Source organism: Quyinboa ferrireducens, from assembly GCF_042436675.1.
GTDB lineage: Bacteria > Bacteroidota > Bacteroidia > Bacteroidales > UBA5342 > JBHJHP01.
In genome coordinates this window covers 550275-573910 of the sequence record NZ_JBHMVA010000002.1, presented here as the reverse complement: position 1 = coordinate 573910, position 23636 = coordinate 550275, and the positions used below count along the sequence as shown (strand labels likewise).

The 23636-nt window shown below is 37.2% G+C and carries 21 protein-coding genes; 15 read left to right on the top strand and 6 right to left on the bottom strand.

What is annotated here, in order from left to right; all coding sequences use genetic code 11:
* Nucleotides 1-28 precede the first annotated feature (28 nt).
* The 8 genes from ACE01N_RS05900 (at nucleotide 29) to ACE01N_RS05865 (ending at nucleotide 11491) form a co-directional block, all read left to right on the top strand.
* Entirely contained in the window at nucleotides 29-2110 is a 2082-nt protein-coding gene (locus tag ACE01N_RS05900; RefSeq protein ID WP_380585772.1) for a tetratricopeptide repeat protein, read from the top strand.
* A gap of 24 nt (nucleotides 2111-2134) precedes the next feature.
* Nucleotides 2135-3064, top strand: coding sequence for a DUF368 domain-containing protein (locus ACE01N_RS05895; protein ID WP_380585770.1), 930 nt, complete (start codon nucleotides 2135-2137; stop codon nucleotides 3062-3064).
* Between the two features lie 67 nt (nucleotides 3065-3131).
* Nucleotides 3132-3884: a shikimate dehydrogenase family protein gene (locus ACE01N_RS05890; RefSeq protein WP_380585767.1), complete on the top strand. Its 753-nt coding sequence runs from the start codon at nucleotides 3132-3134 to the stop codon at nucleotides 3882-3884.
* 63 nt (nucleotides 3885-3947) lie between these two features.
* Nucleotides 3948-4622 (top strand): ABC transporter ATP-binding protein, encoded by a 675-nt coding sequence (locus ACE01N_RS05885; RefSeq protein ID WP_380585765.1) that lies wholly within the window; start codon nucleotides 3948-3950, stop codon nucleotides 4620-4622.
* A gap of 1 nt (nucleotide 4623) precedes the next feature.
* Nucleotides 4624-7818 (top strand): FtsX-like permease family protein, encoded by a 3195-nt coding sequence (locus ACE01N_RS05880; RefSeq protein WP_380585763.1) that lies wholly within the window; start codon nucleotides 4624-4626, stop codon nucleotides 7816-7818.
* Between the two features lie 209 nt (nucleotides 7819-8027).
* Nucleotides 8028-10454: a LysM peptidoglycan-binding domain-containing protein gene (locus tag ACE01N_RS05875; RefSeq protein ID WP_380585761.1), complete on the top strand. Its 2427-nt coding sequence runs from the start codon at nucleotides 8028-8030 to the stop codon at nucleotides 10452-10454.
* Between the two features lie 3 nt (nucleotides 10455-10457).
* Nucleotides 10458-10802 (top strand): phenylpyruvate tautomerase MIF-related protein, encoded by a 345-nt coding sequence (locus ACE01N_RS05870; protein ID WP_380585759.1) that lies wholly within the window; start codon nucleotides 10458-10460, stop codon nucleotides 10800-10802.
* Complete coding sequence (locus tag ACE01N_RS05865; protein WP_380585757.1) at nucleotides 10802-11491, top strand: DUF5715 family protein; 690 nt, start codon at nucleotides 10802-10804, stop codon at nucleotides 11489-11491. Before ACE01N_RS05870 ends, ACE01N_RS05865 begins: the two co-directional genes overlap by 1 nt.
* Before the next feature lie 2 nt (nucleotides 11492-11493).
* Here the strand turns inward: ACE01N_RS05865 and pdxH are convergent, their stop codons facing one another.
* A complete protein-coding gene (gene pdxH / locus ACE01N_RS05860; protein ID WP_380585755.1) occupies nucleotides 11494-12135 on the bottom strand; it encodes a pyridoxamine 5'-phosphate oxidase in 642 nt (213 codons plus the stop codon).
* A 115-nt stretch (nucleotides 12136-12250) separates the two neighbouring features.
* Here pdxH and ACE01N_RS05855 point away from each other — a divergent pair, with 115 nt between their 5' ends.
* The gene (locus tag ACE01N_RS05855) at nucleotides 12251-12856 is read left to right on the top strand and encodes a thioredoxin family protein (protein ID WP_380585753.1); all 606 of its coding nucleotides are present in this window, start codon (nucleotides 12251-12253) and stop codon (nucleotides 12854-12856) included.
* 101 nt (nucleotides 12857-12957) lie between these two features.
* Here the strand turns inward: ACE01N_RS05855 and ACE01N_RS05850 are convergent, their stop codons facing one another.
* Together ACE01N_RS05850 and ACE01N_RS05845 are read right to left on the bottom strand one after the other, a co-directional pair.
* A complete protein-coding gene (locus tag ACE01N_RS05850; RefSeq protein ID WP_380585751.1) occupies nucleotides 12958-13407 on the bottom strand; it encodes a hypothetical protein in 450 nt (149 codons plus the stop codon).
* A 21-nt stretch (nucleotides 13408-13428) separates the two neighbouring features.
* Nucleotides 13429-13851 carry a DUF2147 domain-containing protein gene (locus ACE01N_RS05845; protein WP_380585749.1) on the bottom strand — a complete coding sequence of 141 codons (423 nt, stop codon included), beginning with the start codon at nucleotides 13849-13851 and terminating at the stop codon, nucleotides 13429-13431.
* Between the two features lie 100 nt (nucleotides 13852-13951).
* Between ACE01N_RS05845 and ACE01N_RS05840 the strand changes: the two genes are divergently transcribed.
* Nucleotides 13952-14680, top strand: coding sequence for a head GIN domain-containing protein (locus ACE01N_RS05840; protein ID WP_380585747.1), 729 nt, complete (start codon nucleotides 13952-13954; stop codon nucleotides 14678-14680).
* Between the two features lie 87 nt (nucleotides 14681-14767).
* Nucleotides 14768-15226 carry a hypothetical protein gene (locus ACE01N_RS05835; protein ID WP_380585745.1) on the top strand — a complete coding sequence of 153 codons (459 nt, stop codon included), beginning with the start codon at nucleotides 14768-14770 and terminating at the stop codon, nucleotides 15224-15226.
* 13 nt (nucleotides 15227-15239) lie between these two features.
* On the opposite strand, the gene ACE01N_RS05830 is transcribed toward ACE01N_RS05835, so the two are convergent.
* A complete protein-coding gene (locus ACE01N_RS05830) occupies nucleotides 15240-16277 on the bottom strand; it encodes an NADP(H)-dependent aldo-keto reductase (protein ID WP_380585743.1) in 1038 nt (345 codons plus the stop codon).
* A 287-nt stretch (nucleotides 16278-16564) separates the two neighbouring features.
* Here ACE01N_RS05830 and rpsA point away from each other — a divergent pair, with 287 nt between their 5' ends.
* Nucleotides 16565-18844 (top strand): 30S ribosomal protein S1, encoded by a 2280-nt coding sequence (gene rpsA / locus ACE01N_RS05825; RefSeq protein WP_375726820.1) that lies wholly within the window; start codon nucleotides 16565-16567, stop codon nucleotides 18842-18844.
* A gap of 71 nt (nucleotides 18845-18915) precedes the next feature.
* Here rpsA and rfbB read toward each other — a convergent pair whose 3' ends face one another.
* Together rfbB and galE are read right to left on the bottom strand one after the other, a co-directional pair.
* A complete protein-coding gene (gene rfbB / locus ACE01N_RS05820) occupies nucleotides 18916-19968 on the bottom strand; it encodes a dTDP-glucose 4,6-dehydratase (protein WP_380585740.1) in 1053 nt (350 codons plus the stop codon).
* A 61-nt stretch (nucleotides 19969-20029) separates the two neighbouring features.
* Entirely contained in the window at nucleotides 20030-21058 is a 1029-nt protein-coding gene (galE, locus tag ACE01N_RS05815) for a UDP-glucose 4-epimerase GalE (RefSeq protein WP_380585738.1), read from the bottom strand.
* 218 nt (nucleotides 21059-21276) lie between these two features.
* Between galE and ACE01N_RS05810 the strand changes: the two genes are divergently transcribed.
* From ACE01N_RS05810 to ACE01N_RS05800, 3 genes are read left to right on the top strand one after another with little or no spacing between them, the layout of a single operon-like run.
* Entirely contained in the window at nucleotides 21277-22425 is a 1149-nt protein-coding gene (locus ACE01N_RS05810; RefSeq protein ID WP_380585736.1) for a glycosyltransferase family 4 protein, read from the top strand.
* A 3-nt stretch (nucleotides 22426-22428) separates the two neighbouring features.
* A complete protein-coding gene (locus ACE01N_RS05805) occupies nucleotides 22429-23130 on the top strand; it encodes a DNA alkylation repair protein (protein WP_380585734.1) in 702 nt (233 codons plus the stop codon).
* A complete protein-coding gene (locus tag ACE01N_RS05800) occupies nucleotides 23108-23629 on the top strand; it encodes a hypothetical protein (RefSeq protein ID WP_380585732.1) in 522 nt (173 codons plus the stop codon). The genes ACE01N_RS05805 and ACE01N_RS05800 overlap by 23 nt, the downstream gene beginning before the upstream one ends.
* The last annotated feature ends 7 nt before the right edge of the window (nucleotides 23630-23636 follow it).

The window sequence follows — 23636 nt, the reverse complement described above, 5'->3', positions numbered from 1 at the left end:
TTCTTTTATTTTTGCTCTGTTTTATAAGATGAATAGAATTAAGAAAATATTACTTGTTCTGTTGTTGGGTATTGTGTTGCCTGCAGAGGCGCAGCTTAATACCGACCGCATACTAGCAATCGGGCAAAATGCCTTGGATTTTGAAGATTATGTTCTCTCCATTCAGTATTTTAATCAGGTTATTATGGTAAAACCATATCTTCCAGAGCCTTACTATTTCAGGGCGTTTGCGAAGTTTAATTTGGATGATTATCTTGGGGCAAAACAGGATTGTGATAAAGCACTGGAAAATAATCCTTTCTTGGTTGATGTCTACAATTTAAGGGGAGTATGTTACCTGAGGCTTGGTGAGTATTCAAAAGCAAATGAGGATTTTTCTACAGGTCTCAAATATGATCCTAACAATTCATCCTTGATTATGAATAAGGGAATAAGTAGAATGGCTGTTAAAGATTATAAAGATGCTATTGAGGATTATACAGAGGCTATAAAACTAAAATCCGATTTTGCAAAAGCTTATTTAAACAGAGGGAATGCTTATTTGGATATGAATGATACGCTAAAGGCTATTCCTGATTTTGAGAAAGTAATTGAACTAAATCCATATAATCCTGATGGATATGCAAATCTTGGTAGGATAGATTTTGAACAGAAGAAATATAAAGCGGCTGAAGAGAATTTTGATATGGCTGTGCGTTTAGAACCCGATGAGCCCATACATTACTTAAAACGTGCTTTAACAAGGTATTTCCAGAAAGACTATATGGACGCATTGAGCGATTTTGATAAGGCCATTTCACTTGATCCCAATAATTCAGATGCTTACTTTAACCGCGGTTTAATTCTTTCCGAGATAATGGATAATAACCGTGCTGTTGAAGATTTCTCTATGGTGTTGAATATTGCCCCTGATAATTATAAAGCTCTTTTTAACAGAGGCTTGATACATAATCAATTAGGTAATGCTTTTAATGCTATAGATGATTTCAATCGTGTCATTAATAAATATCCTGATTTTGCACCTGCATATTATGCAAGGGCCGAAGCCCGTCAGATGTTGGGAGACCAGAGTGGCATGCAGAAAGATATTAATATGGCCTATAACATTGAAGCTAAAGCCGATGAACGCAAGAAAAACGATAAGAAAGAGCTTGAAAATGTTAATCTGACTAAAAAAGATGAATCCCCTGATAAAAAAGATACTGACATCATTAACTTTAAGAAGATCGTAATCTTTAATGAAAGCAAAAAAAGCAAATTCGCCAGCAATATTCGTGGTCAGATTCAAAACAGAAACATTGTTATAGACCTTGAAAAAGAATTTGTTTTATCCCTTTATCCGGATGATCCTAAGCTTAAAACCAGGCAAAATTATTATGTTTCACTGATCGAAAGCTTCAACAGAAACTCCGGTCTTAATAAAACTATTTACCTGACAAACGATAATCAGACACTTAGCGAAAAACAGGTGGATGAGCATTTTCAGACCATAGAAACCATTTCACAACGCATTGATATGTATCCAAACAGTGCCATCAGTTATATGGAGCGTGCATTGAACTACGATATGGTTAAAGATTTTAGTTCAGCCATTAAGGATTTGAATAAAGTTGTAGAAATAAAGAGAGATTGGGCTATCGCTTATTTTTACCGGGCAGCACTTAGATATAAAACTGTGGAATTTGTCCTGTCCATAGAGAATGAGATAGCCCCGGACGCCAACGTCAACACCAATAACAATGGACGGCAATTGTTGACAGGTGGTCAGGGAACTGCTGATTTTCAGACGGAAAAGAAAATTCTGGATTATGATCTTATTTTAAGCGATTATAACAAAGTTCTTGAACTGGAACCGAATTTTGCATTCGCATGGTATAACAGGGGTATTGTGCATACTATTTTAAAGGATTATAAAGTTGCATTGAACGATTACACTGAAGCCATACGTCTGGAACCGGAACTGGCTGAAGCATATTTCAACAGAGGCCTTACAAATATCTATCTTGGAAATCTGGAACAGGGCAACAAGGACTTAAGTAAAGCCGGTGAACTTGGATTATATAAAGCTTACAACGTATTGAAACGTTACGGCCTTCAAAACCGTAATTAAATAACCTAATTAGAGATTAACATTATGAAAGCTTATATTTCTTTGTTTTTAAAAGGGCTTGGAATGGGAGCAGCCAATGTAATACCGGGAGTTTCCGGAGGTACAATTGCTCTTATAACAGGTATCTTTGAACGTTTAATTAATGCAATAAAATCGTTTAATATTAAAGCATTAAAACTGCTTTTAAAGGGTGATTTTAAAGAGCTTATTCGCCGCACGGATCTGTATTTTCTAATTGCAGTATTGGCGGGAGTCGCAATCAGCATTTTATCCCTGGCTCATTTACTGGACTTTCTGTTCAAGAATTATCCTGTTTACATATGGTCATTCTTTTTCGGATTAATCCTGGCTTCGGTCTATTTTGTAGGTAGAACCATCGATAAGTGGAATTTTCCGGTAATTACATCTTTTATGATAGGAACAGGTATTGCAATAGCCATATCCGTTCTTACACCTGCTTCCGAAAACACGGGTATGCTATACCTCTTTATTTGTGGTATTGTAGCAGCATGTAGTATGATCCTGCCTGGGTTGTCGGGGTCTTTTGTCTTAATTCTGATGGGAAACTACCAGCTGGTGATGATAGATGCCGTTAATACTCTTAATTTAAAAGTTCTTCTGCCTGTTGTTGCAGGTGCCGGCATAGGATTGCTGGGATTCTCATATATTTTATCCTGGGTGTTTGAACGGTTCAGAAATCAGACAATTGCCATACTTACAGGCTTTATTCTGGGATCGTTGGGAATATTGTGGCCGTGGAAAAATGAGATTTACAGAACCGGCGCAACAGGGGAATTAATATTAAAGAGCAGCGGTGAAAAGATTGTGGAAGGATATCACTGGTTCATTCCTGATGCATTTAATCATGAAGTGATTCTGGCCATTGCATTTGCACTGGTTGGTATTGTCATAATATGGCTGCTTGAAAAACTGGCAGCAAAAAGCAATGCGTAACTATTACAGAATTTAAAACTGTATCATGATTCTTGCGTCTTGATACATGATACTAAATAAATAAACAATGAAAACATTTGGCTTGCTTGGATATCCGTTAGGACATTCATTTTCAAAAAAATATTTTACTGAGAAATTTGAAAAAGAAGGGCTTGCGGATCATGAATATGTAAATTTTGAATTGGATTCTATTGACCGTTTCCCTGAAATACTGGATTACAAACATGAAGTTTATGGCCTGAACTGTACCATTCCATATAAACAACAGGTTATGCAGTATCTTGATGATATTGATGATGAAGCATACGAAGTTGGCGCAGTAAATACCATAAAATTTATTCGTGAGGAGAGTGGCAGAATTGAACTGGTTGGTTATAATACTGATATCATCGGTTTTGAGAATTCCCTGATGCCGATGCTTTCAGAAAAGCACAAAAAAGCTCTTATACTTGGAACCGGCGGCGCTTCTAAAGCAGTGAAACATGTACTGACGAAAAATAATATTACGTTTGTTTCCGCATCAATTGAAGAGCTGCAGGAAAATGAGATCGGATATGATGCGATAGATGAAACAATGATCAAAGACCATTTGATCATCATAAATGCAACCCCGCTTGGCACTTTCCCCAAGGTAGATGCATGTCCGGATATTCCTTATAATGCACTGACTTCGGATCATGTTCTTTTCGATCTGGTATATAATCCTGAAATCACAAAATTCATGAGTAACGGTATTGAAAAAGGTGCCAGTGTGAAAAACGGACTCGAAATGCTGCATGGTCAGGCAGAAGCTGCCTGGAAAATATGGAACGAGGATTAGAATATCTTGGGTTTGACATACGCCAAAATTTAATTACCTTAGGGGGTTTTAGAAAACAACACAATGTTAAAACTCAATAAGATTCAAAAAGGCTTTGGTACACCCGGTGCCCACGATTATCACCAGGTTTTAAACGAACTTTCACTAGATGTTGAGAAAGGTGAAGCTATAGCGATAACCGGTCCTTCAGGAAGTGGTAAATCAACCCTGCTGAACATTATTGGTTCTCTGGATAAACCGGATAAGGGATCAGTACTGTTCAATGAGCAGAATATTGAAAATTACTCCACCGAACAACTACAGAAATTCAGAAATTCAAACATAGGTTTTGTCTTTCAGTTGCATCATCTTTTTCCACAATGCACATTATTTGAAAATGTTCTGATTCCAACTTTACCGGTTAAAGATAAATCAGAAAGTGTTGAAAGGGCAGAAAACCTGATCAAAGATATGGGCTTGTGGGACAGGCGAAATGATAAACCAGGAACCTTATCGGGAGGAGAATGCCAGAGAACAGCAGTTATCCGTGCATTAATTAATGAACCATTATTGTTATTAGCCGATGAGCCAACCGGAGCACTGGATGAAGAAAATGCCTCAGCACTGATTGATCTTTTGCTTGAAATCAATAGAAAAACAGGAACAACCCTGATTGTTGTTACTCATTCCATGGAACTGGCCGGCAGAATGCAGAAAGTTTACAGGCTTACCAAAGGCAAACTGGTTCAGGAGAAATAATATGAATTACTTAAAGCTTGCCATAAAAAGTTTCAGATATTACTTTAGGTCACATCTCTCCTTAATGGCCGGAGTGATTGTTAGTACCATGGTTATTACCGGAGCGCTCATCGTAGGTGATTCTGTAAAATACAGTCTGGAGCATATTGCAATGCTCAGATTAGGTAATACTACACAGACTTTAACATCGGGAGACAGATATTTTACGCAGGAACTGGCTGCCAGATTAAAAGGTGTTCCTTTATTAAAACAGGAAGGAGCAGCAGTTAGAGAGGGTGGCAGATTCCGTTTAAACAAAGTTCAGATTCTGGGTATTGACAGCAGCTTTAACCAAATTGCAGGTTTTGATATTCACAAGGTGATCTCCGGACGGAATGTTTCTATTGGTTTCAATACCGCTGAACGTTTAAACCTTAAAAAAGGTGATCAGTTTTTACTACGGCTTGAAAAGGCTTCTCTGATACCGGCTAATGCTCCGTTTGTATCTGAAAAAGGTGAAATGACATCAATACGGGTACACGTTGCTGAAATTCTCTCAAAAGAAGAATTAGGAGCCTTTAATCTACGTAATTCTCAAACTGCACCTTACAATGTATTTATTGATTTGAGTGAACTGCAAAAGTACGTTGAAACAGAAAACAAAATTAACGTAACATTATTTTCTGAAGAGAGTCTTACTCCTGATGAGTTGCAGAAGAATCTGACATTGAAGGATGCGGGATTAAAAATCAAAAAATCGCAGGAACAAGGTATCTATGAATTGTCATCAGATCGGGTATTCATCGACAAACAACTTGTTGATGTCTTTCCAAATGCCAATCCAGGTCTTACATACTTTGTAAACTCTATTGGTTATCATCATAGATCTTCGCCGTATTCTTTTGTTGGATCAATGAGCAATTTAATGCTTGATGATGATGAAATAATTGTAAATCAATGGCTGGCTGATGATCTCAGTCTAAGACCGGGAGATTCACTAACTCTAACGTACTTTTTAGTAGGTCCCTTACGGGAGTTGTCAACCGACTCCGCCAGGTTCGCGGTCAGGCAGATTAAGCCTATGCAGGGAATATTTGCTGATCCGTCATTTATGCCTGATATTCCCGGGCTGTCTGACGTTGGCAATTGCCGGGACTGGGAGACGGGCGTTCCCATTAAACTTGATGCCATCAGAGACAAAGACGAAAAATACTGGGATGATTATAAAGGATCACCAAAGGCCTTTATCAGTTATTCTACGGCTTCAAAACTCTGGGGCAACCGGTTTGGTGTTGCTACTTCCTTGTTTTTAAAAGAATCCCCCGAAGAAATATCACAACAGTTTTCTGTCGGTATTGATCCGGCTCAACTAGGATTTATCCTGACACCGGTTAAAGCCAATGCAGTTTATGCTGCCCGCAACGGCGTTGATTTTGGGCAGTTGTTTATTGGGTTGAGCTTTTTTATTTTGGTGGCCGGATTTATTTTGGTCATTCTTTTGGTATCCTTCCATTTGAACAAGCGGGAAGAGCAGATAGGCACTTTGTCTGCAGTAGGAATACCGGTTAAACAGATTAAACGGTTGTTATTGCTTGAATCTGGTATCACACTTGTTCTGGGCGTTTTGCTTGGCCTTGTTTTTTCAGTGTTGTATAATCAGCTCATATTTATTGCCCTCAACCGGGTTTGGAACGATATTGTCAGAACCGAAATGCTGGAAGTTTACATAAAACCTCTCACATTGTTTTACGGTGCATTAATATCTGTTCTGACAATCCTGATTACCATTTATTTCACTTTGGCGCATACGTTTAAGAAGAACATTGCACAACAACAACGGAAGCTTCAAAAATCAAATAAGCCACTAAATACAATATTAAAGTTGCTGGGGTGGATTATTTCTGTTGGTTCTGCTATTTTACTGGTATCGTCGCTAGTTGTAGGGAATACAACTGATACTGTTTTGTATTTTAGCATAGGCGGTGCCATAATGGCCGGTCTTATTCTGCTATTCAGAACGTGGCTGATAGCCCTTGAAAATAAACCCGTTATTCTGCAAAAATATACGCAACTGGGATTTAAAAACATAACACGAAACAGGGGACGAAGCATGTCAGTCATCATTTTGTTTGCCCTGGGAACGTTTATTGTTGTTTCTACCGGTTTGAACCGGAAAGACATGTCAGCCAATTCCGATTCTAAATTGAGCGGGACAGGGGGAAGTTTGTTTTTCGCCGAAACAACCCTGCCGATCCTTCAAAATCTGAATTCTAATTCGGTTCAGCAGGAGGAGGGGTTTTCAACACCTGCATCGTTTATTCAGTTCAGAAAAGCCGAGGGAGATGATGCAAGTTGTTTGAACCTGAACAGAATATCCAATCCGGCTATATTGGGTGTTGAGCCGGATAAAATGGAAGGAAGATTCAGTTTTATGACGAAAGATCCATTGCTTCAGACAAATAATCCATGGAGTACTTTGAACCGAGATATTGGCGGAGTAATTCCGGCCATTGCTGATCAGACCGTTATTTTGTGGGGACTAGGGATGGAAATTGGCGATACGCTGACCTATCAGACTGAATCCGGTGAAGTATTAAAGCTAAAACTTGTGGGAGGACTGGTTAATTCAGTATTTCAGGGTTATGTCATCATCAGTAATCTGAATTTTCTGAAGTATTTTCCTACCTCGTCCGGTTCAAACATTATGCTGGTGGATGGCAAAAAAGGTAATGCACCTGCAATTAAAGATGAACTGGAATTAAATTTTCGGGATTATGGTATTGAATTAACATCATCAACAGATAAACTGAATGAGTTTTATTCGATTGAGAACACATATCTTGCTATATTTCTTATCCTTGGAATTCTGGGTTTGATCCTGGGAATTATCGGACTAGGTATTATCCTTGCGCGAAGTGTTTATGAACGGAAAAAGGAGATTTCATTGTTACAGAGCCTCGGATTAAAATCATTCAGAATTGCCGGGATGCTGGCTTATGAATATTTGATTTTACTTTTTGCAGGTCTTATAACAGGAATGCTTTCAGCTGTTGTTGCAACGTTGCCAAGCTTGATTTCTTCAGGAACACAGGTTTCATTTTCAACGGTTTATATTGTTTTAGCAATTCTGATCCTGAGTGGCCTGTCCATTATTTTGATAGCTGCCGGATTGCAGGTCAGGAAAAAAGATGTGTTATCGGGATTAAGGTATGAATAATTACTTTATTAGGTATTGGATCAATAAGGTAAAACCTGAAATTATTGTGAGACAAAGAATACATACCAATACCATCTTTAAAGCTTTATTTTTCATGATCCTTATTTTACTTTGAAAACAAAATAGTTACCTGGCAGGTTCAGATTTGTGGAAATTTGAATGGAAGTGATTGCACTAAATTTTATTACTTTTGCGTTAATTCAGAAAATATGAAGAAATTAATTATATCAATCATACTGGCATCTGTATATCTGGTATCGTCAGTTGCACAGGATAATTCTCTGAACGAACGGCTTACCAGCAATAAGATCATTGAAAACGGTAAGGAGTTCTATCTTTACAAGGTTAAGGAAAGGGAAGGTTTTTACACGCTTGAACGTAAATTTGGTGTATCCCGGGTTGAAATAGTCGAATATAACCCGGAAGCTGCCCAGGGGTTAAAGTTGGGGCAGATCATTAAAATTCCGGTTTTAAAAGGACGCAACAGTACGGATTCGGAGCTTAAGGAATCCTCTGATTTTATTTTTCATACGGTTGAAAAAGGGCAAACACTGTTTTTTATATCCCGCAAATATGGGGTGACTGAAGAGGAAATTTTTAAATATAATCCGGAAGCCAGAAATATTTTAATTACAGGCACGGAACTTAAAATTCCGGTTCATAAAGAAGACGTAAAACCTAAAAAGGATGAGGCGTATATTTATCATTCTGTAGAACCCGGTGAAACATTGTATTCTATTGCGCGGAAATACAATAAACCGGTAAAAAGTGTGCTGGATGCAAACCCGGGACTTGAATCAAGCGATATACCGGTGGGAACGGAAATTCGCGTACCCAAAATGGTTGTTGAAATAAAGTCTCCCATAGTATTAAATGATGGAAAGGAGAAAAAAGATTCAACCGTTTATGTTTTTGAGGATAGCACCTACTATTATCATAAAATTAAACCTAAGGAAACATTTTATTCCATTGTCAGTCAGTATAATGTAGATCGAGATGCAGTGCTGGCGACCAACAATATCAGGAATCCTGAAGACCTGAAAATTGGCTATATCATAAAAATTCCTAAAGCTGCTATTCGTAAAATAAGTAATGAACAGCAGCAAATGCAGGATCAGGATCATTTGGTTTACAAAGTCAAGGAACGAAGGGAATCACTCGATGATATTGCATCGAAGTTTTCTGTTACGGTAGATGAACTGAAAGCAGCAAATGATAATATACCAATCTGGGGTAAATATAGAAGAGGCGATTTGGTGAGAATTCCTGTTAAAAATGAATTTGCGAAACCTCTATCTCCGCTCACGAAACCTAAAAAGCCAGGACGAAATCTTCAGTACGTGAGAGACAGTATCCTTCTGGCTGAGGCATTCATAGCAGGTTGTGACACCCAATATTATGACTCACCTGTTAATGTAGCTGTCATCTGGCCGTTTTTCCTTGAAGCCAATGATACATTTAACATAGTAAAAGAGATCACGGAAGAAGGGGATACATTAGTAAAAATAAAGGATCCGCTTGAAGTTTATCCGGCAACAGACAAAAATGGTTTCAGAGAATTTTACGAAGGGATTCTGATCGCTGTGGACTCCCTTAAAAGAAAAGGACAGGATATTAACCTCTACACTTACGATACCGGTAACGATACTAATAAGGTAAAACAGATTCTGGCCAAACCGGAACTCAGATATATGGACATGATAATCGGACCGGTATATACAAACAATGTAAAACTGGTTGCTGAATTTTGCAAAACAAATGAAATTAAGCTGGTTGTTCCGTATAATCCTGCCGACGACCTGACCATCAATAATCCATATGTGTACCAGGTAAATCCGTTTTTGTCGGCCATGTTTGAACCCACGGTTAATTATATCGTCGATAATTATAAAGGCAGCAATATTATTGTTGCTTACACCGGAGATAAGACCGAGAGCAATACAATATTTACAAATATGCTGAAAAGGCAGTTGTTCAGGGTTGGGCTTGATCATTATCAACCGGTTTCTTTTAAAGAGGTTGATGTGAAGAAATACGGATTTCAGGGGCTTGAAAAACTTATTGACCCTGAAAAACATAATCTGATTGTTTTGCCTCCCGAAGCTACAAAAAGTGAAAGGATGGAACCCTTGAGCAGCGTAGTACCAACGCTGGAGAATCTGGTTTATAAGCGTAAGATGAGTAATATTACATTATTTGGGTATCCTGATTTTCAGAATTTAGGAGGGACAGATTTAAAAATGATATTCAAGGCAAATACAATATTATATGCTCCCTTTTATGTAGACTTTTCGGATCCGGGAACAGAAGCTGTTATCCAGTTATTCAGAGATAAATTTTATACTGATCCCACATCATATTTTCCGTATTATGGCTTACTAGGTTTTGATGTGGCCTATTATTTTCTGACTGCCGTACATGAATTCGGGCCGGAATTCGATCGTTGTCTGCCATATCTGAATCTTAAGCTTACAACATCCGGATTTAATTTTCAGCGGGTGAATAACTGGAGTGGTATGGTAAATACCAAAATTAATTTCATGAACTATCAGAGAAACTTTGATATCGTTAAACTTAATTATAAGCCTGTTGTTAAACCATTGGATTTAATAGAATTTTCAAATTTCGAAAAATAAGCTATGCCATATTTCAAAGTCAATACAAATACCAAGGAATTACCGGACAGAAATACATTTTTAAAGGATAGTTCCGCATTTATTTCAGGTTTACTTCATAAATCCGAAAAGTATGTCATGGTAGAATTAAATACAGATAGTTCAATGATTTTTGGTTCTGAGACAACCGGATTGGCTTATATAGAATTGAAAAGTATCGGATTACCGGCAGACCAGACAAAGGTTTTTTCGGAGAAAATATGTGACTTCATAACTAAACATTTTAACATTGAAAAATCGCGTATTTATATTGAGTTTTCCGATGTAGAGCGAAATAAATGGGGGTGGAACGGAACAACTTTTGCGTAATGTCTATTTCTTTCAGAAACTATTTCATTTTTATCTTTTTATCAACTGCATTTATATTTTTAGCTTGCAACCGCAAACCTAAAGGGAAATCCATAGATTATGTCAGTGTCTCAGTGTTGTCGAGAGATGAATTAAGGGCATTAAAAAAACATCCGAACGCAGACCACCTGGAAGCGATAAAGAAAAGCCCCGTAAAGGAAGTTATAAAAAGCCATAAATTTTTCGAAGAACACAAAGATGAAATATGCGATCAGAATGATTTGCAGGAAGTAACGGATAATGATTTTTATATAGTGTCCGTTTTAACTCATTCTTTGCCATATTTAACGGAACATACAGTGGATTTTCTGAATACCCTTGGTGAAAGAATGGAGGCAAGCTTTAAAGAAAATGGTATCATACCTTACCGTTTTGTATTAACTTCTGTTTTAAGAACAGCTGAAGACCAGAAAAAGCTGCGATCATTCAATTACAACGCCACAAAAAACGAATCGGCACATTTTTATGGTATTACGTTCGATATATCGCAAACACGATTTGCGTTGTGGGACTCAAGGGAATCCGTTTATACTTACAGACTTCGCAATCTTTTGGCACGAGAATTAATCCGTTTGCAGGAAGAAGGTAAATGTTATGTTCTGCTTGAAAACCGGGAAAAATGTTTTCATGTAACGGTTTTACCGGATTAGGATCAGGGTGCGAGTCTTGATATTTTCCATTTCTCACTCTTTAGTTTGTATAAAATTCGGTCGTGTAGTCTGTTAGGTCTTCCCTGCCAGAATTCTACAGATATCGGAGAAACGATATAACCGCCCCAGGAATCCGGACGTTCCGGCTCCGTTGTTTTTAAATTTTCCATGAGGTGCTCAACTTTATCATCCAGGTAATTTCTTGAAGGTACCTTTTGGCTTTGATCCGAAATAATTGCACTGACTCTACTTTCAAAAGGCCTGCTGTTAAAATAATCATCACTTTCTTTTTCTGTTGTTTTTGAGGCCAGACCTTCTATACGAACCTGCCGTTCCAGTTCAGGCCAGTAGAATGTAAGTGATACCTTATTATTCTTTTTAATGCCTTTCCCTTTTTGACTGTTATAATTGGTATAAAAGCTAAATCCTTTATCGGAGTATTCCTTTAAAAGGACAACTCGTGCCTGTGGAAATCCATTCTTCCCATGCGTTGAAAGTATCATTGCATTAGGCTGTGAGTTGTATGTGGCACTAATCTGCTCGAACCAATTATGAAAAAGCGTCAGAGGATTATCAGGCAAATTTTCTTCCAGTAACGGATCGCCGTTATAATCAATTTGTATGTCGGAAAGGTTATGTTGCATAATTTTTATTCAATTTCTTTAACAATTAAGAGATAAACAATCCTACACCGGCTAAGGTTTATATTAATAAGCTAATTAAATACTTAGGCTGTATTAACAATTAAAAAATTGAGTTATGAGAAAAAAAGGATTATTTATGTTAGCATTCATGGCTGTGGCTTTAGCGGCTTCAGCGCAGTACACTACGCTCGAAATAGGTGACAAGGCCCCATATACAACCTATAAAATGGAGAATACCAACGGTAAAATGTTATCATTTGATGACGTAAAAAAAGACAACGGCACACTGGTAATATTCTCCTGCAATACCTGTCCGTTCGTTCTGGCATGGGAAAACAGGTATCCTAAAGTAGCCCAGTTGGCTATAAAAAATAATGTTGGATTAATGCTTGTGAACTCTAATCAGATGAAACGTGATGGAGATGACAGTATGGACGCAATGAAAAAACACGCTTCCGACCACAATTATAACTGGCCTTATCTGGTTGATGTTGACAGTAAACTGGCTAATGCTTACGGAGCAATGACAACTCCCCATGTTTTTCTGTTTGACAAAAACAATAAGCTGGTTTACTTAGGTGCGATTGATGACAATTATAAAGATGCATCACAGGTAAAGGATTTTTATTTAAAAGATGCTTTGGAATCTTTAGTATCAGGTAAAGCAATAGCTGAAATCATTACCCGTGCTACAGGGTGTAGCATTAAAAGAATGAAATAAATCAAATTAGCTTTTTCGTATTCAACCGTTTGGTTGAAATAAATATTAGTGTTATAAAAAAAGGGCAGTTAACTGCCCTTTTTATTTTTGTAAAAATTTTGCTATTTAAAATTATAACGGACCGTTAGAGCTGTTCCTCCAAACCATCCATAAAACCTGCCAACAATATCAAATGATGGTTTCCAGTCAACAGATATATCAACAGGAAAGTCCCTGAATGTATATTCCAGTCCGATAATACCATCAAGACCCGCTACAAAACTTCGGGTATAGGGATTGCCAAATCCTGCATGTGCACCACCGCCATAATACCACATCAGGCCTTCAATGTCAAAAGCTTCATTATGCACCTCATACAATCCTGTTACAGCGATATTATTCCAGCGGGTCGAAAAAATACCTTCCAGCGCGGTATGATCATTAACAAAATGTTTCAGTGTAATACCGCTCTCAAATCCCATGCGTAAACCGATGGATGTTTGATAAGGTTGAGCCTTGAGTGCAATGGTAGAAAATACCAACATAAGAGTGATTACTAATGATTTTTTCATGTTTTACTTATTTATATTTGTTTAATATTCTTCTGCCAGATACCAGGTTTGTGTCCTGAAAAAAGGTCCGATATAACCTCGGACATTCAGCTTGTTACCTTCTCTCCAGATTTTAACATCGTAAAGTTTTCCGTTATCCGGATCAAGAATACCGTCATCACCTTTCCAGTATCCTTCATCATTTTTCAAACCGGTAATAATGGTTAACCCAATAATGGGTTTCATGTGCCTGTTTCCAGGACATTTATCACATAACGGATTTTCTTCATCATTATCAAGTAATTTAATGATATCTCCAAAAGCTTTGCCATCTTTGATGTATATTTTTACAATAGATTTTGCATTTCCTGTTTTGTCATCAATGGTTTTCCAGTGACCGGTGATATTTTGCGAGAATAACGATGTTGCTGTAAAAAGCAGGGATATAAGCATTAAGTGTTTCATACTAAAAAATTTAAGTTCATAATAAATTATTAACAGTTTTTGTAACTTTTAAACGTTTAGCACGTATTTGTAATAGTACAACAATAATACTTAAAAAATCATGAAAAATACAATCCTTTTAATTGTTGCGGTATTAACGCTAACGCTGGTAGCATTTGATGCACCAAAAGATGATATTGATATACGAGGTAATGGTGATGTAATAATAACTTCAAGAGCGGTATCATCATTCTCAGAATTAAAAATAGATGGAGTATTTAATATATATCTCCTTCAGGGGGACCAGGAAAAAGTAGAGGTGGAAACCGATGAAAACCTTCAGGATGTGGTGATTGTAAGAAATAAAGATAATGAATTAAGGATCAAGACAAAAGATGATATAAATATTAAGCATTCTACAAAAAGTAATATTTACATCACGCTTAAAAGCATAAATAAGATGGAAATAAATTCCGTTGGAAAAACCGAATGTAAGGATATACTTAACCTGGACAGATTATCTCTCGAGGTTAACAGCGTTGGAAAAACAATTATGAAAATCGACTGTAATCAGTTAAATGCAGAAGTAAATGCTGTTGGTGCCGTTATTTTGGAAGGTAAAGCTAAAAGTGCAAATATTGAACATACCGGTGTTGGTAGCATGAGTGCTTATCATTTTAATGTAGCCTATCTTTCACTTGAACACTCAGGAATCGGAAGTGTGGAAGCATATGCAACAAAAGAATTATCAATTTCATCAGACGGTATTGGCAGCGTAAGATACAAAGGACCGGCTGAAGTGACCAAACTGGAAACTTCGGGCATTGGATCTGTGAAAAAAGTAGATTGACCAGATATGTAATCATATCATCCCTAAAAGGAGGTACATCAGGACGGTGTGCCTCTTTTTTTGTATGTTTGCATCAAAAGATTGAAAATGGAAAAATTTATCCCCAAAGACCACATCAAAGTCACATTAATGATCTTTACTGCAATGCTGGGTGGTCTGTTCGTTTATGCCATGGTAGGCCTGTTTGTTACCTATGGCAAGAAACAGCCTAACAATGATATTGATACGTATCTGTATATTGCTGTTGCTGCAGCTTTTATTGCGATTATAGCAGGTCAGTTAATTGCCGGTTCTATCATTAAAAATGCCATGAGTAAAGATTTTGAAACAAAACTGAATGCATACAGATCTGCCGTACTTGCAAAGATCTCTCTCATGGAAGTTGCAGCCATTTATTCCATTACAATGTATATCATAACTGCCAATATTTTATTGCTTGTAGTTGCAGCTGTACTTGTTTTCCTTTACAGGTACACACGTCCAACTCCGTTAAGGGCAGCAAAACTTATGAAACTTTCACAAAAAGAGGCCCAACAACTAATGTAAACTTTAGTCGGTACTAAGGAGCCGGATTCGGTATTTCGCGTTGTATACCTTCAATTGCCTGAAGAATATCGTCTGACAAGGTAATATTGATACTTCCTATATCTTCTTTAAGCTGATCCATTGATGTCGCACCTATGATAGTACTGGTAACAAAATCACGGCTGTTTACAAATGCTAGAGCCATTTGTGCTGGTGTTAAACCGTTATCTTTAGCCAGCTTTACATATTTTTCCATCGCTTCCCATGCTTTAGGTTTACTGTAACGCGGTAGCCGGTCACTAAATAAGGTCAGTCTGGCTCCTGGAGGCATCATTCCACCGGATCTGTATTTGCCGGTTAGCAATCCAAAAGCGAGGGGGGAATATGCCAGTAATCCTGCTTTTTCACGTATTGCAACTTCAGCCAGTCCAACTTCAAATGTTCGGTTCAATAAGCTGTAAGGGTTTTGAATGCTCACAATTCGGGGTAGATTGTACTGTTCAGAAAACTTTAAAAAGGACATCAGTCCCCATGGTGTTTCATTGGATAATCCGACATACCTGATTTTCTTAGATTCTATGAGTTCCTGCAATGATTCCAGAACCACCTTAAAATCGGTTCCGGTATTATCAGTTTTATGATTGTATCCAAGGCGACCAAAAAAGTTTGTAGGACGCTCCGGCCAATGCAACTGATATAGATCAATGTAATCTGTTTGAAGACGTTCAATACTTTTTTCAAGAGCTTCATTTAAATGAGTTCTCGAAAAGGAAGGAGACTTTCTGATGTGTTCCATTCCTGGTCCTGCTATTTTGCTGGCAATAATCAGTTTATTTCTGTCATGTCTGTTTTTAAGCCATGAACCAATATACCTTTCAGTTGAACCCTGAGTTTCTGGTCTGGAAGGTACTGAGTACATTTCTGCCGTATCAATAAAATTGATGTCATTATCAATTGCATAATCCAGCTGCTCATGAGCTTCTTGTTCTGTATTCTGTTCCCCCCAGGTCATTGTTCCCAGGCATATTTTACTGACTTTTAAGCCGGTTTTACCTAATGTATCGTAGATCATAAATTTTTTTGTATTACATTATTTGAATTCAAATATGGCAAGTAAATTCAGCTGATCCAAAATTATTACCTCCATAATTTATAATAAACCCCATACTTATTAATTGGGTTCAGACAGATGAATAATTAACAATAAAAACAAGGCTTAAGTCGGGTGAGATATAACCATGTGAGATTCAATAAAAAAAGTGTGAAATCCTTTAGCATTACTGATAAATAGTGTATCTTTGCGCCGCGATAAGAAAATATAATGTCTAACTTATTAGTTTTTACAGAGTTAATTAATTTATGTCACAAAACGAAGAAAAAAAACTGGAAAACCAGGAACCTCAGGAAGAGGTAAAAGATCAGGTTGAACAGGTTGAAGAAACAAAACAGGAAGAAGCTCCTGTAGAAGAACCCAAAGAAGAAACTGAAGCAGCTCCCGCTGCCGAAGAAATCCCGGAAACAAAAGAGGAAGAAGTAGTTGAAGAGGCACCTGCAGCTGAGGTAAAAGAAGAAGTTGCTGAGCCTGTTGCTAAAAAGGAAGTTGTTAAAGAAGAGAAAACAGCAGCAAAAGCTACTGCTTCAGACGATTTTGACTGGGCCGCTTTTGAAAGAGGTGATGAAGTTCCTGACAAAGAAGCCAGCGAACTTGAAAAAATTTATGATGGAACACTTTCAACAATTGCTGAAAAAGAAGTTGTTGAGGGTACCGTTATTTCAATGAACAAGAGAGAAGTGGTGGTTAACATCGGCTTCAAATCTGATGGTATCGTAAGCTTAAATGAATTCAGGTACAATCCTGACCTTAAAGTTGGCGATACTGTTGAAGTTTACATTGAAAACCAGGAAGACAAAAAAGGTCAGCTGGTTCTTTCACATAAAAAGGCACGTGCAATGCGTTCCTGGGATCGTGTGAATGCTGCGCTTGACAACGATGAAGTTATTAAAGGTTACATCAAATGCCGCACAAAAGGTGGTATGATCGTAGATGTATTTGGAATTGAAGCTTTCCTTCCTGGATCTCAGATTGATGTTAAACCTATCCGTGATTACGATATCTATGTTGGTAAAACTATGGAATTCAAAGTGGTTAAAATCAACCAGGAATTCCGTAACGTAGTTGTATCTCACAAAGCGCTTATCGAAGCTGAACTTGAAGAACAGAAAAAACAGATCATTCAGAAACTTGAAAAAGGTCAGGTTCTTGAAGGTACGGTTAAAAACATTACATCATATGGTGTATTCATCGACCTTGGAGGTGTTGATGGTTTAATTCACATCACTGACCTATCATGGGGACGTGTTACACATCCGGAAGAAATCGTTCAGCTGGATCAGAAACTGAATGTTGTTATTCTTGATTTTGATGATGACAAAAAACGTATTGCTTTAGGTCTGAAACAATTGACTCCACATCCATGGGATTCATTGGATGAAGAGCTGAAAGTAGGTGATAAAGTTAAAGGTAAGGTTGTTGTATTGGCCGACTACGGTGCATTTGTTGAGATTGCTCCGGGTGTTGAAGGTCTGATCCACGTTTCTGAAATGTCATGGAGCCAGCATTTACGTAGTGCACAGGACTTCCTGAAAGTAGGAGATGATGTGGAAGCTGTAATTCTTACCTTAGACCGTGATGAGCGCAAAATGTCACTTGGTATTAAGCAGCTTAAAGAAGATCCATGGGCCAGCATTACTGAAAAATACAGCGTTGGAACCAAACATACTGCAACCGTTCGTAATTTCACCAACTTCGGTGTATTTGTAGAAATTGAAGAAGGTGTTGACGGATTAATTCACATTTCTGACCTGTCATGGACCAAGAAAATCAAACATCCTGCTGAATTTACTCAGATTGGTGCTGATATTGAAGTTGTGGTTCTTGAAATCGACATGGAAAACCGTCGTTTGAGTCTTGGACACAAACAACTGGAAGAAAATCCATGGGATGTATTTGAAACAATTTTCAGCGAAGGTTCAATTCACGAAGGTACCATAATCGAATTATTCGATAAAGGTGCTGTAGTATCTCTGCCTTATGGTGTGGAAGGTTTTGCAACTCCAAAACATCTTGTTAAGGAAGACGGCGTACAGGCAAAAATGGATGAGAAACTGGAATTCAAAGTCATTGAATTTAACAAAGATTCCAAACGAATTATTGTTTCCCACAGCCGTGTATTCGAAGATGAGAAACGTGCTGAAGATAAAGCAAAACGTAAATCTCAGGCTTCTTCAAACAAAAAAGGCATGAAGAAAGTTGTGGATAACCTGGAGAAAACAACTCTTGGTGACGTAACTGATCTGGCTGCTTTAAAAGATCAGCTTGAAGCTGCTGCCAAACCGAAGGCAAAGAAAGCCGCTGCTCCTAAAAAAGCTGAAACTGCAGAGCCAAAAGCTGAAGCGAAAACCGAAGTGAAGGAGGAAGCTAAAGAGGCTAAAGAAGAAAAAGCAACTCCTGCTGCTGAAGTGAAAGCTGAAAAGTCTGAAAAAGTGGAAGAGCCAAAGGCTGAAGAAGAAGCTCCAAAAGCTAAAACTAAGGCTAAAGCAAAAGAAGCTGATGAAGATGCAAAAGAAGATAAAGAATAATCATTCGATATCACATAAAGAGAAAGGCGGCCAAACGGTCGCCTTTCTTATTTGATATAATTCATATTTAACTATCTGTCAAGGTACTGTTTTTCATAATATTTCTCATACTCACCCGAAACAACGTTGTTCAGCCAGTCCTCATTCGTGAGATACCATTCAACTGTTTTTTCAAGACCTTCCTCAAACTGTAACGATGGTTTCCAATTTAACTCATTCTGAAGTTTTGTTGAATCAATTGCATACCTTAAATCATGCCCGGCACGATCTTTCACATACGTAATTAATTCAGCAGATTCTCCGGCCTTACGTCCAAGTTTCTTGTCCATGATACTGCACAGGAGCTTAATCAGCGCAATGTTAGTCCATTCGTTATGTCCCCCAATATTATAGGTTTCACCTGTCTTTCCTTCATGGAAGATGACATCAATAGCCCTGGCATGATCCTCTACCCATAGCCAGTCTCTTACATTTTCGCCTTTGCCATAAACAGGTAGTGGCTTTTTGTTTTTGATATTGTTTATAAACAATGGGATCAGCTTTTCAGGAAACTGATAGGACCCATAGTTATTTGAACAGTTTGATACTACAGTTGGCAAGCCAAACGTATCGTTATAAGCTCTGACAAAATGATCAGAGCTGGCTTTGGATGCAGAGTAGGGACTATGTGGATCATATGCCGTAGTTTCGGTAAAAAAACCACTTATGCCAAGAGAACCATAAACTTCATCCGTTGAAATATGATAAAAGCGCTTATCCTCCATGCTATCTTTCCAGATGGCTTTTGCTGCATTTAAAAGATTTACCGTTCCGATAACATTCGTAAAAACAAATTCCGTAGGATTCGAAATAGATCTGTCTACATGCGATTCAGCAGCTAAATGAATAACCCCATCAAACTGATGTTCCTGGAAGAGTGAGGTGATGAAATTGTCATCAACAATATCTCCTTTAATAAATTCATAATTTTCACGATCTTCTATGTCACTCAGGTTAGCCAGGTTTCCGGCATAAGTCAGTTTGTCTAAATTGTAAATTTTATAATCAGGATATTTGGTTACAAATAATCTTACAACATGAGAACCAATAAATCCGGCTCCTCCTGTAATTAAAATTTTCTTCATTTATTTTAATTTAATCTGTTTACTGGCAAAGTATAAAATTAATACCAAAACGCCAAATAGCTTATTTTATTCCCCTATAATTTTTTTCCCAGTTCCATGCAGAAGCCAGAGTTTCAGCCAGAGTTTTCTCAGCAGTCCATCCAAGCTCTTGATTTGCTTTCGTAGTATCAGCATATATTTTTTCAATATCACCGGCACGTCTGCCAACAATACTGTATTTCAGGTCAATTTTATTAACGTCACTAAATGTTTTAACCAGTTCAAGAACCGATGCTCCATTTCCGGTACCTACATTAAAATACTCATATGAACCATTGTTTTTACCCTCCAATAATCTGTTAATGGCATAAACGTGAGCTTTCGCGAGGTCAACCACATTGATAAAATCCCTGATGCAACTTCCGTCAGGTGTATCATAATCATCACCAAATACTTTTAGTTCGTCCCTTAATCCTGCTGCCGTCTGAGTAATATATGGCAACAGATTATTTGGAATCCCCTGTGGCAGTTCGCCAATTAGGCCGCTTTCATGTGCTCCAATCGGATTAAAATATCTTAATGCAATAGCATTGATGTTACCATAGGCTTTTGCAGAATCTCTTAAAATATCCTCACATATGGCTTTTGTATTGCCGTAAGGACTTTCTGCTTCTTTTCGGGGAGTTTCTTCTGTCACCGGAAGTTGATCCGGTTGTCCGTAAACCGTACACGATGAACTGAAAACAATGTTTTGAACACCACTTGCTTTCATGCCTTCAATGAGGTTTATCAACGATAATACATTGTTTTTATAATAAAGTAGTGGTTGCTGAACAGATTCACCAACAGCTTTTGATGCAGCAAAATGGATAATAGCTTTAATATCTTTGTTTTCGTCAAACAAAGCCTGTGTTTTTGCCATATCCTGCAGGTTGAACTGATAGAATGCAGGTTTTGTTCCTGTTATTGTTTCAATGCTGTCCAGAACCTCAACTGAAGAATTTGACAGGTCATCCACAATAACCACTTCAAAACCTGAGTTAATTAATTCAACTGCGGTGTGTGAACCAATATAGCCGGTTCCTCCTGTTACTAAAATTTTTTGTTTCATTATGATATATTATTCGATTTTCAGGATTAATTGCAATTTTGTTTTCAGGCCTAAAAATACGTAAAAATTAGCGCCGATGAATTGTAATAATCCTTTTTTACCGTCACTTTTATTTTAAAAGTGTACTTATTTACATGTAACATTGATATATGATGGTAATATTTTAAAAATCTGTTTTTATTTGGCACTTTTGTATTTCCAATTTTTTTGAAATTTACGTGAAGACATTCAACGGACACATATTGCACATTCCCCGATGGTATCCGGGACTAAACGGACCACAGGGAGGAATTTTTATTTCCAAACATATAGCATCTTCACAAAACTACAGGCATAGCGTAATAAATGTAAATACATCAAAGGGGAAGGAGATACCTTTAAAAAGGGTACTTTTTACGTCATCTGAAAACATCAATACCTATTCCTATTTTTATAGATCCGGAAACAGGTTGTTGAGTAGCTTCAATTATTGTATTGGAATTTATAGATGTATACGACAGATACTTAAAGAAAATAATAAACCTGATCTTATTCATGCACATGTATTGTTAAGGACCTATGTTGTTGCTTATGTTCTGCATATTTTATTTAAAAGACCCTATATAATTACAGAACATTGGTCAGGCTACCATTATGGCTTATACCACCAAAAAGCTAAAACCTACAGGTTTCTGTTAAAACGTACGCTGAAAGGAGCTGAAAAGGTATTGGTTGTTTCAGACAGGTTAAGGAATGATATACTGGCATGTATTCCTTTGGATAAAACAAAACTTAAAATACTGCCCAATGTTGCAGAGAATACATCGGAAACAAAACCCCAAAAGCAAGGCAGCACAATTAAAATAGTAACCGTAGCCGATCTGAAAGATAATATTAAACGCGTTTCAGGAGTGATAGAGGCTATGAAAAGGCTTACAAACAAAAATGATATTGAATACCACATTATTGGGGATGGACCCGACTTAAATAATTTAAAGCAGTTGGCCGATCAGCTATTGAATGAAAAAATATATTTCTATGGCGAACTATCAAATGAAGATGTTCTAAAAAAGCTGCCTGAATTTGATTTTCTGATACAGAATAGTCAATATGAAACATTTGGCTTGGTACCTGTTGAAGCTCTTTTATCCGGTCTGCCTGTTATTTCAACAACGACCGGATGCCCTGAAGAAGTTCAGCTGCGTGAAGCAGGTATATTTATCGAACCGGATCAGCCGGAGGAACTTATGAAAGCAATCGACAAAATGATTCATACATTTCGCGAGTATGATTTGATACCGGTTCAGAAAATAATTAACCAAAAGTTCTCTGTTGAAGCGGTAGGAGAAATGCAGGAACAGATTTATAATGAGATACTGAACAGATAATCAATGGATTTTACTTTTATCAACGATACTACAGAAAACGATCTGAAGCTGGTTTTAAATCAAATTAACCTGCATAAAAATGGTCCTGTTAGCCAGTCAATGAAGGATGCCGGTCTGAATTACAGGGTAAATTTTGGCGTTTCCGTTGTTGATCTTCGAAAAATAGCAAAACAATATGCTTATAATAATACACTGGCAAAACTGGTTTGGGAGAAAGGATGGCGGGAAACATATATCCTGGCGACTTTAATTGCAAATCCAGAAACTATTGAGATTGAAACCTTGACCAAATGGATGAATGAAATTCCTACCACTGAATTGTCAGAACAGTTGGGTAATAATCTTATTGCTTCAGTACCATATTCAAGTATCCTTAAAGACTTATTGAATTCCGGGAATAATTTTATGCGGATAGCTGCTTATAAAGCATTGTCGAAGCAGTTTCTGATGAAGAATTTTGATAATAAAGATGTTTTTATGAAATCGCTTGAATTTAACCTTTATGATTCGGCTTTGTTCAGACGGGAATTAGCAGTTTCATTAGGTCAGGCTTCTGCATTTTTTATACGATATCATAACAATTTGATAAACTACTTACTCGAAAAAATTAGTTATTTTCAGGTGAAATCAAATGATTTCGAATTAACGCACCAAATAGTTATAACTGAAATAGATTTTTTCTGTGAAAGGGACAATTCTGAATAAAGGATTATTGTTGTTTGTTATATTTTTTATAGCAAATACTATTTCTCTCTTCGCTTATATATCAGATCCTGCTTTCGAATCAATACCTGAAGAAAATGATTCTGCTTCGGTTTCAGTTTCTGAAACTGAAACGCTTGAAAATGAAAAGGAATCCTTTTATTTAAAGGCAGAAAAGGCAAATTCAAGTCAACAAAAATTTAAAGTTAAAAGTGATAATAGTGATTTTTGGGGTTTAATTGAAGAAGGTGAAATAACAGCTGCAAATAAAGAATATAAACCTGATAAACACCAAAAAGTTCCAATGTGGGGAGAGGCCGATCTTTCTTTTGAACTGGAGGAAATGATCCGAAATTACCGGGAACTGTTAAAAACCTATCAAAGCCATTCAAACTGGGCACAGAGGGTTAATAATCAACAGATTGTTGACTTAATGAATGTTAAAATAACGCAAACAAAAAAGCTGATAAAGGAATGTAAAAGAAATCTAAGGAAATATTAATATTACC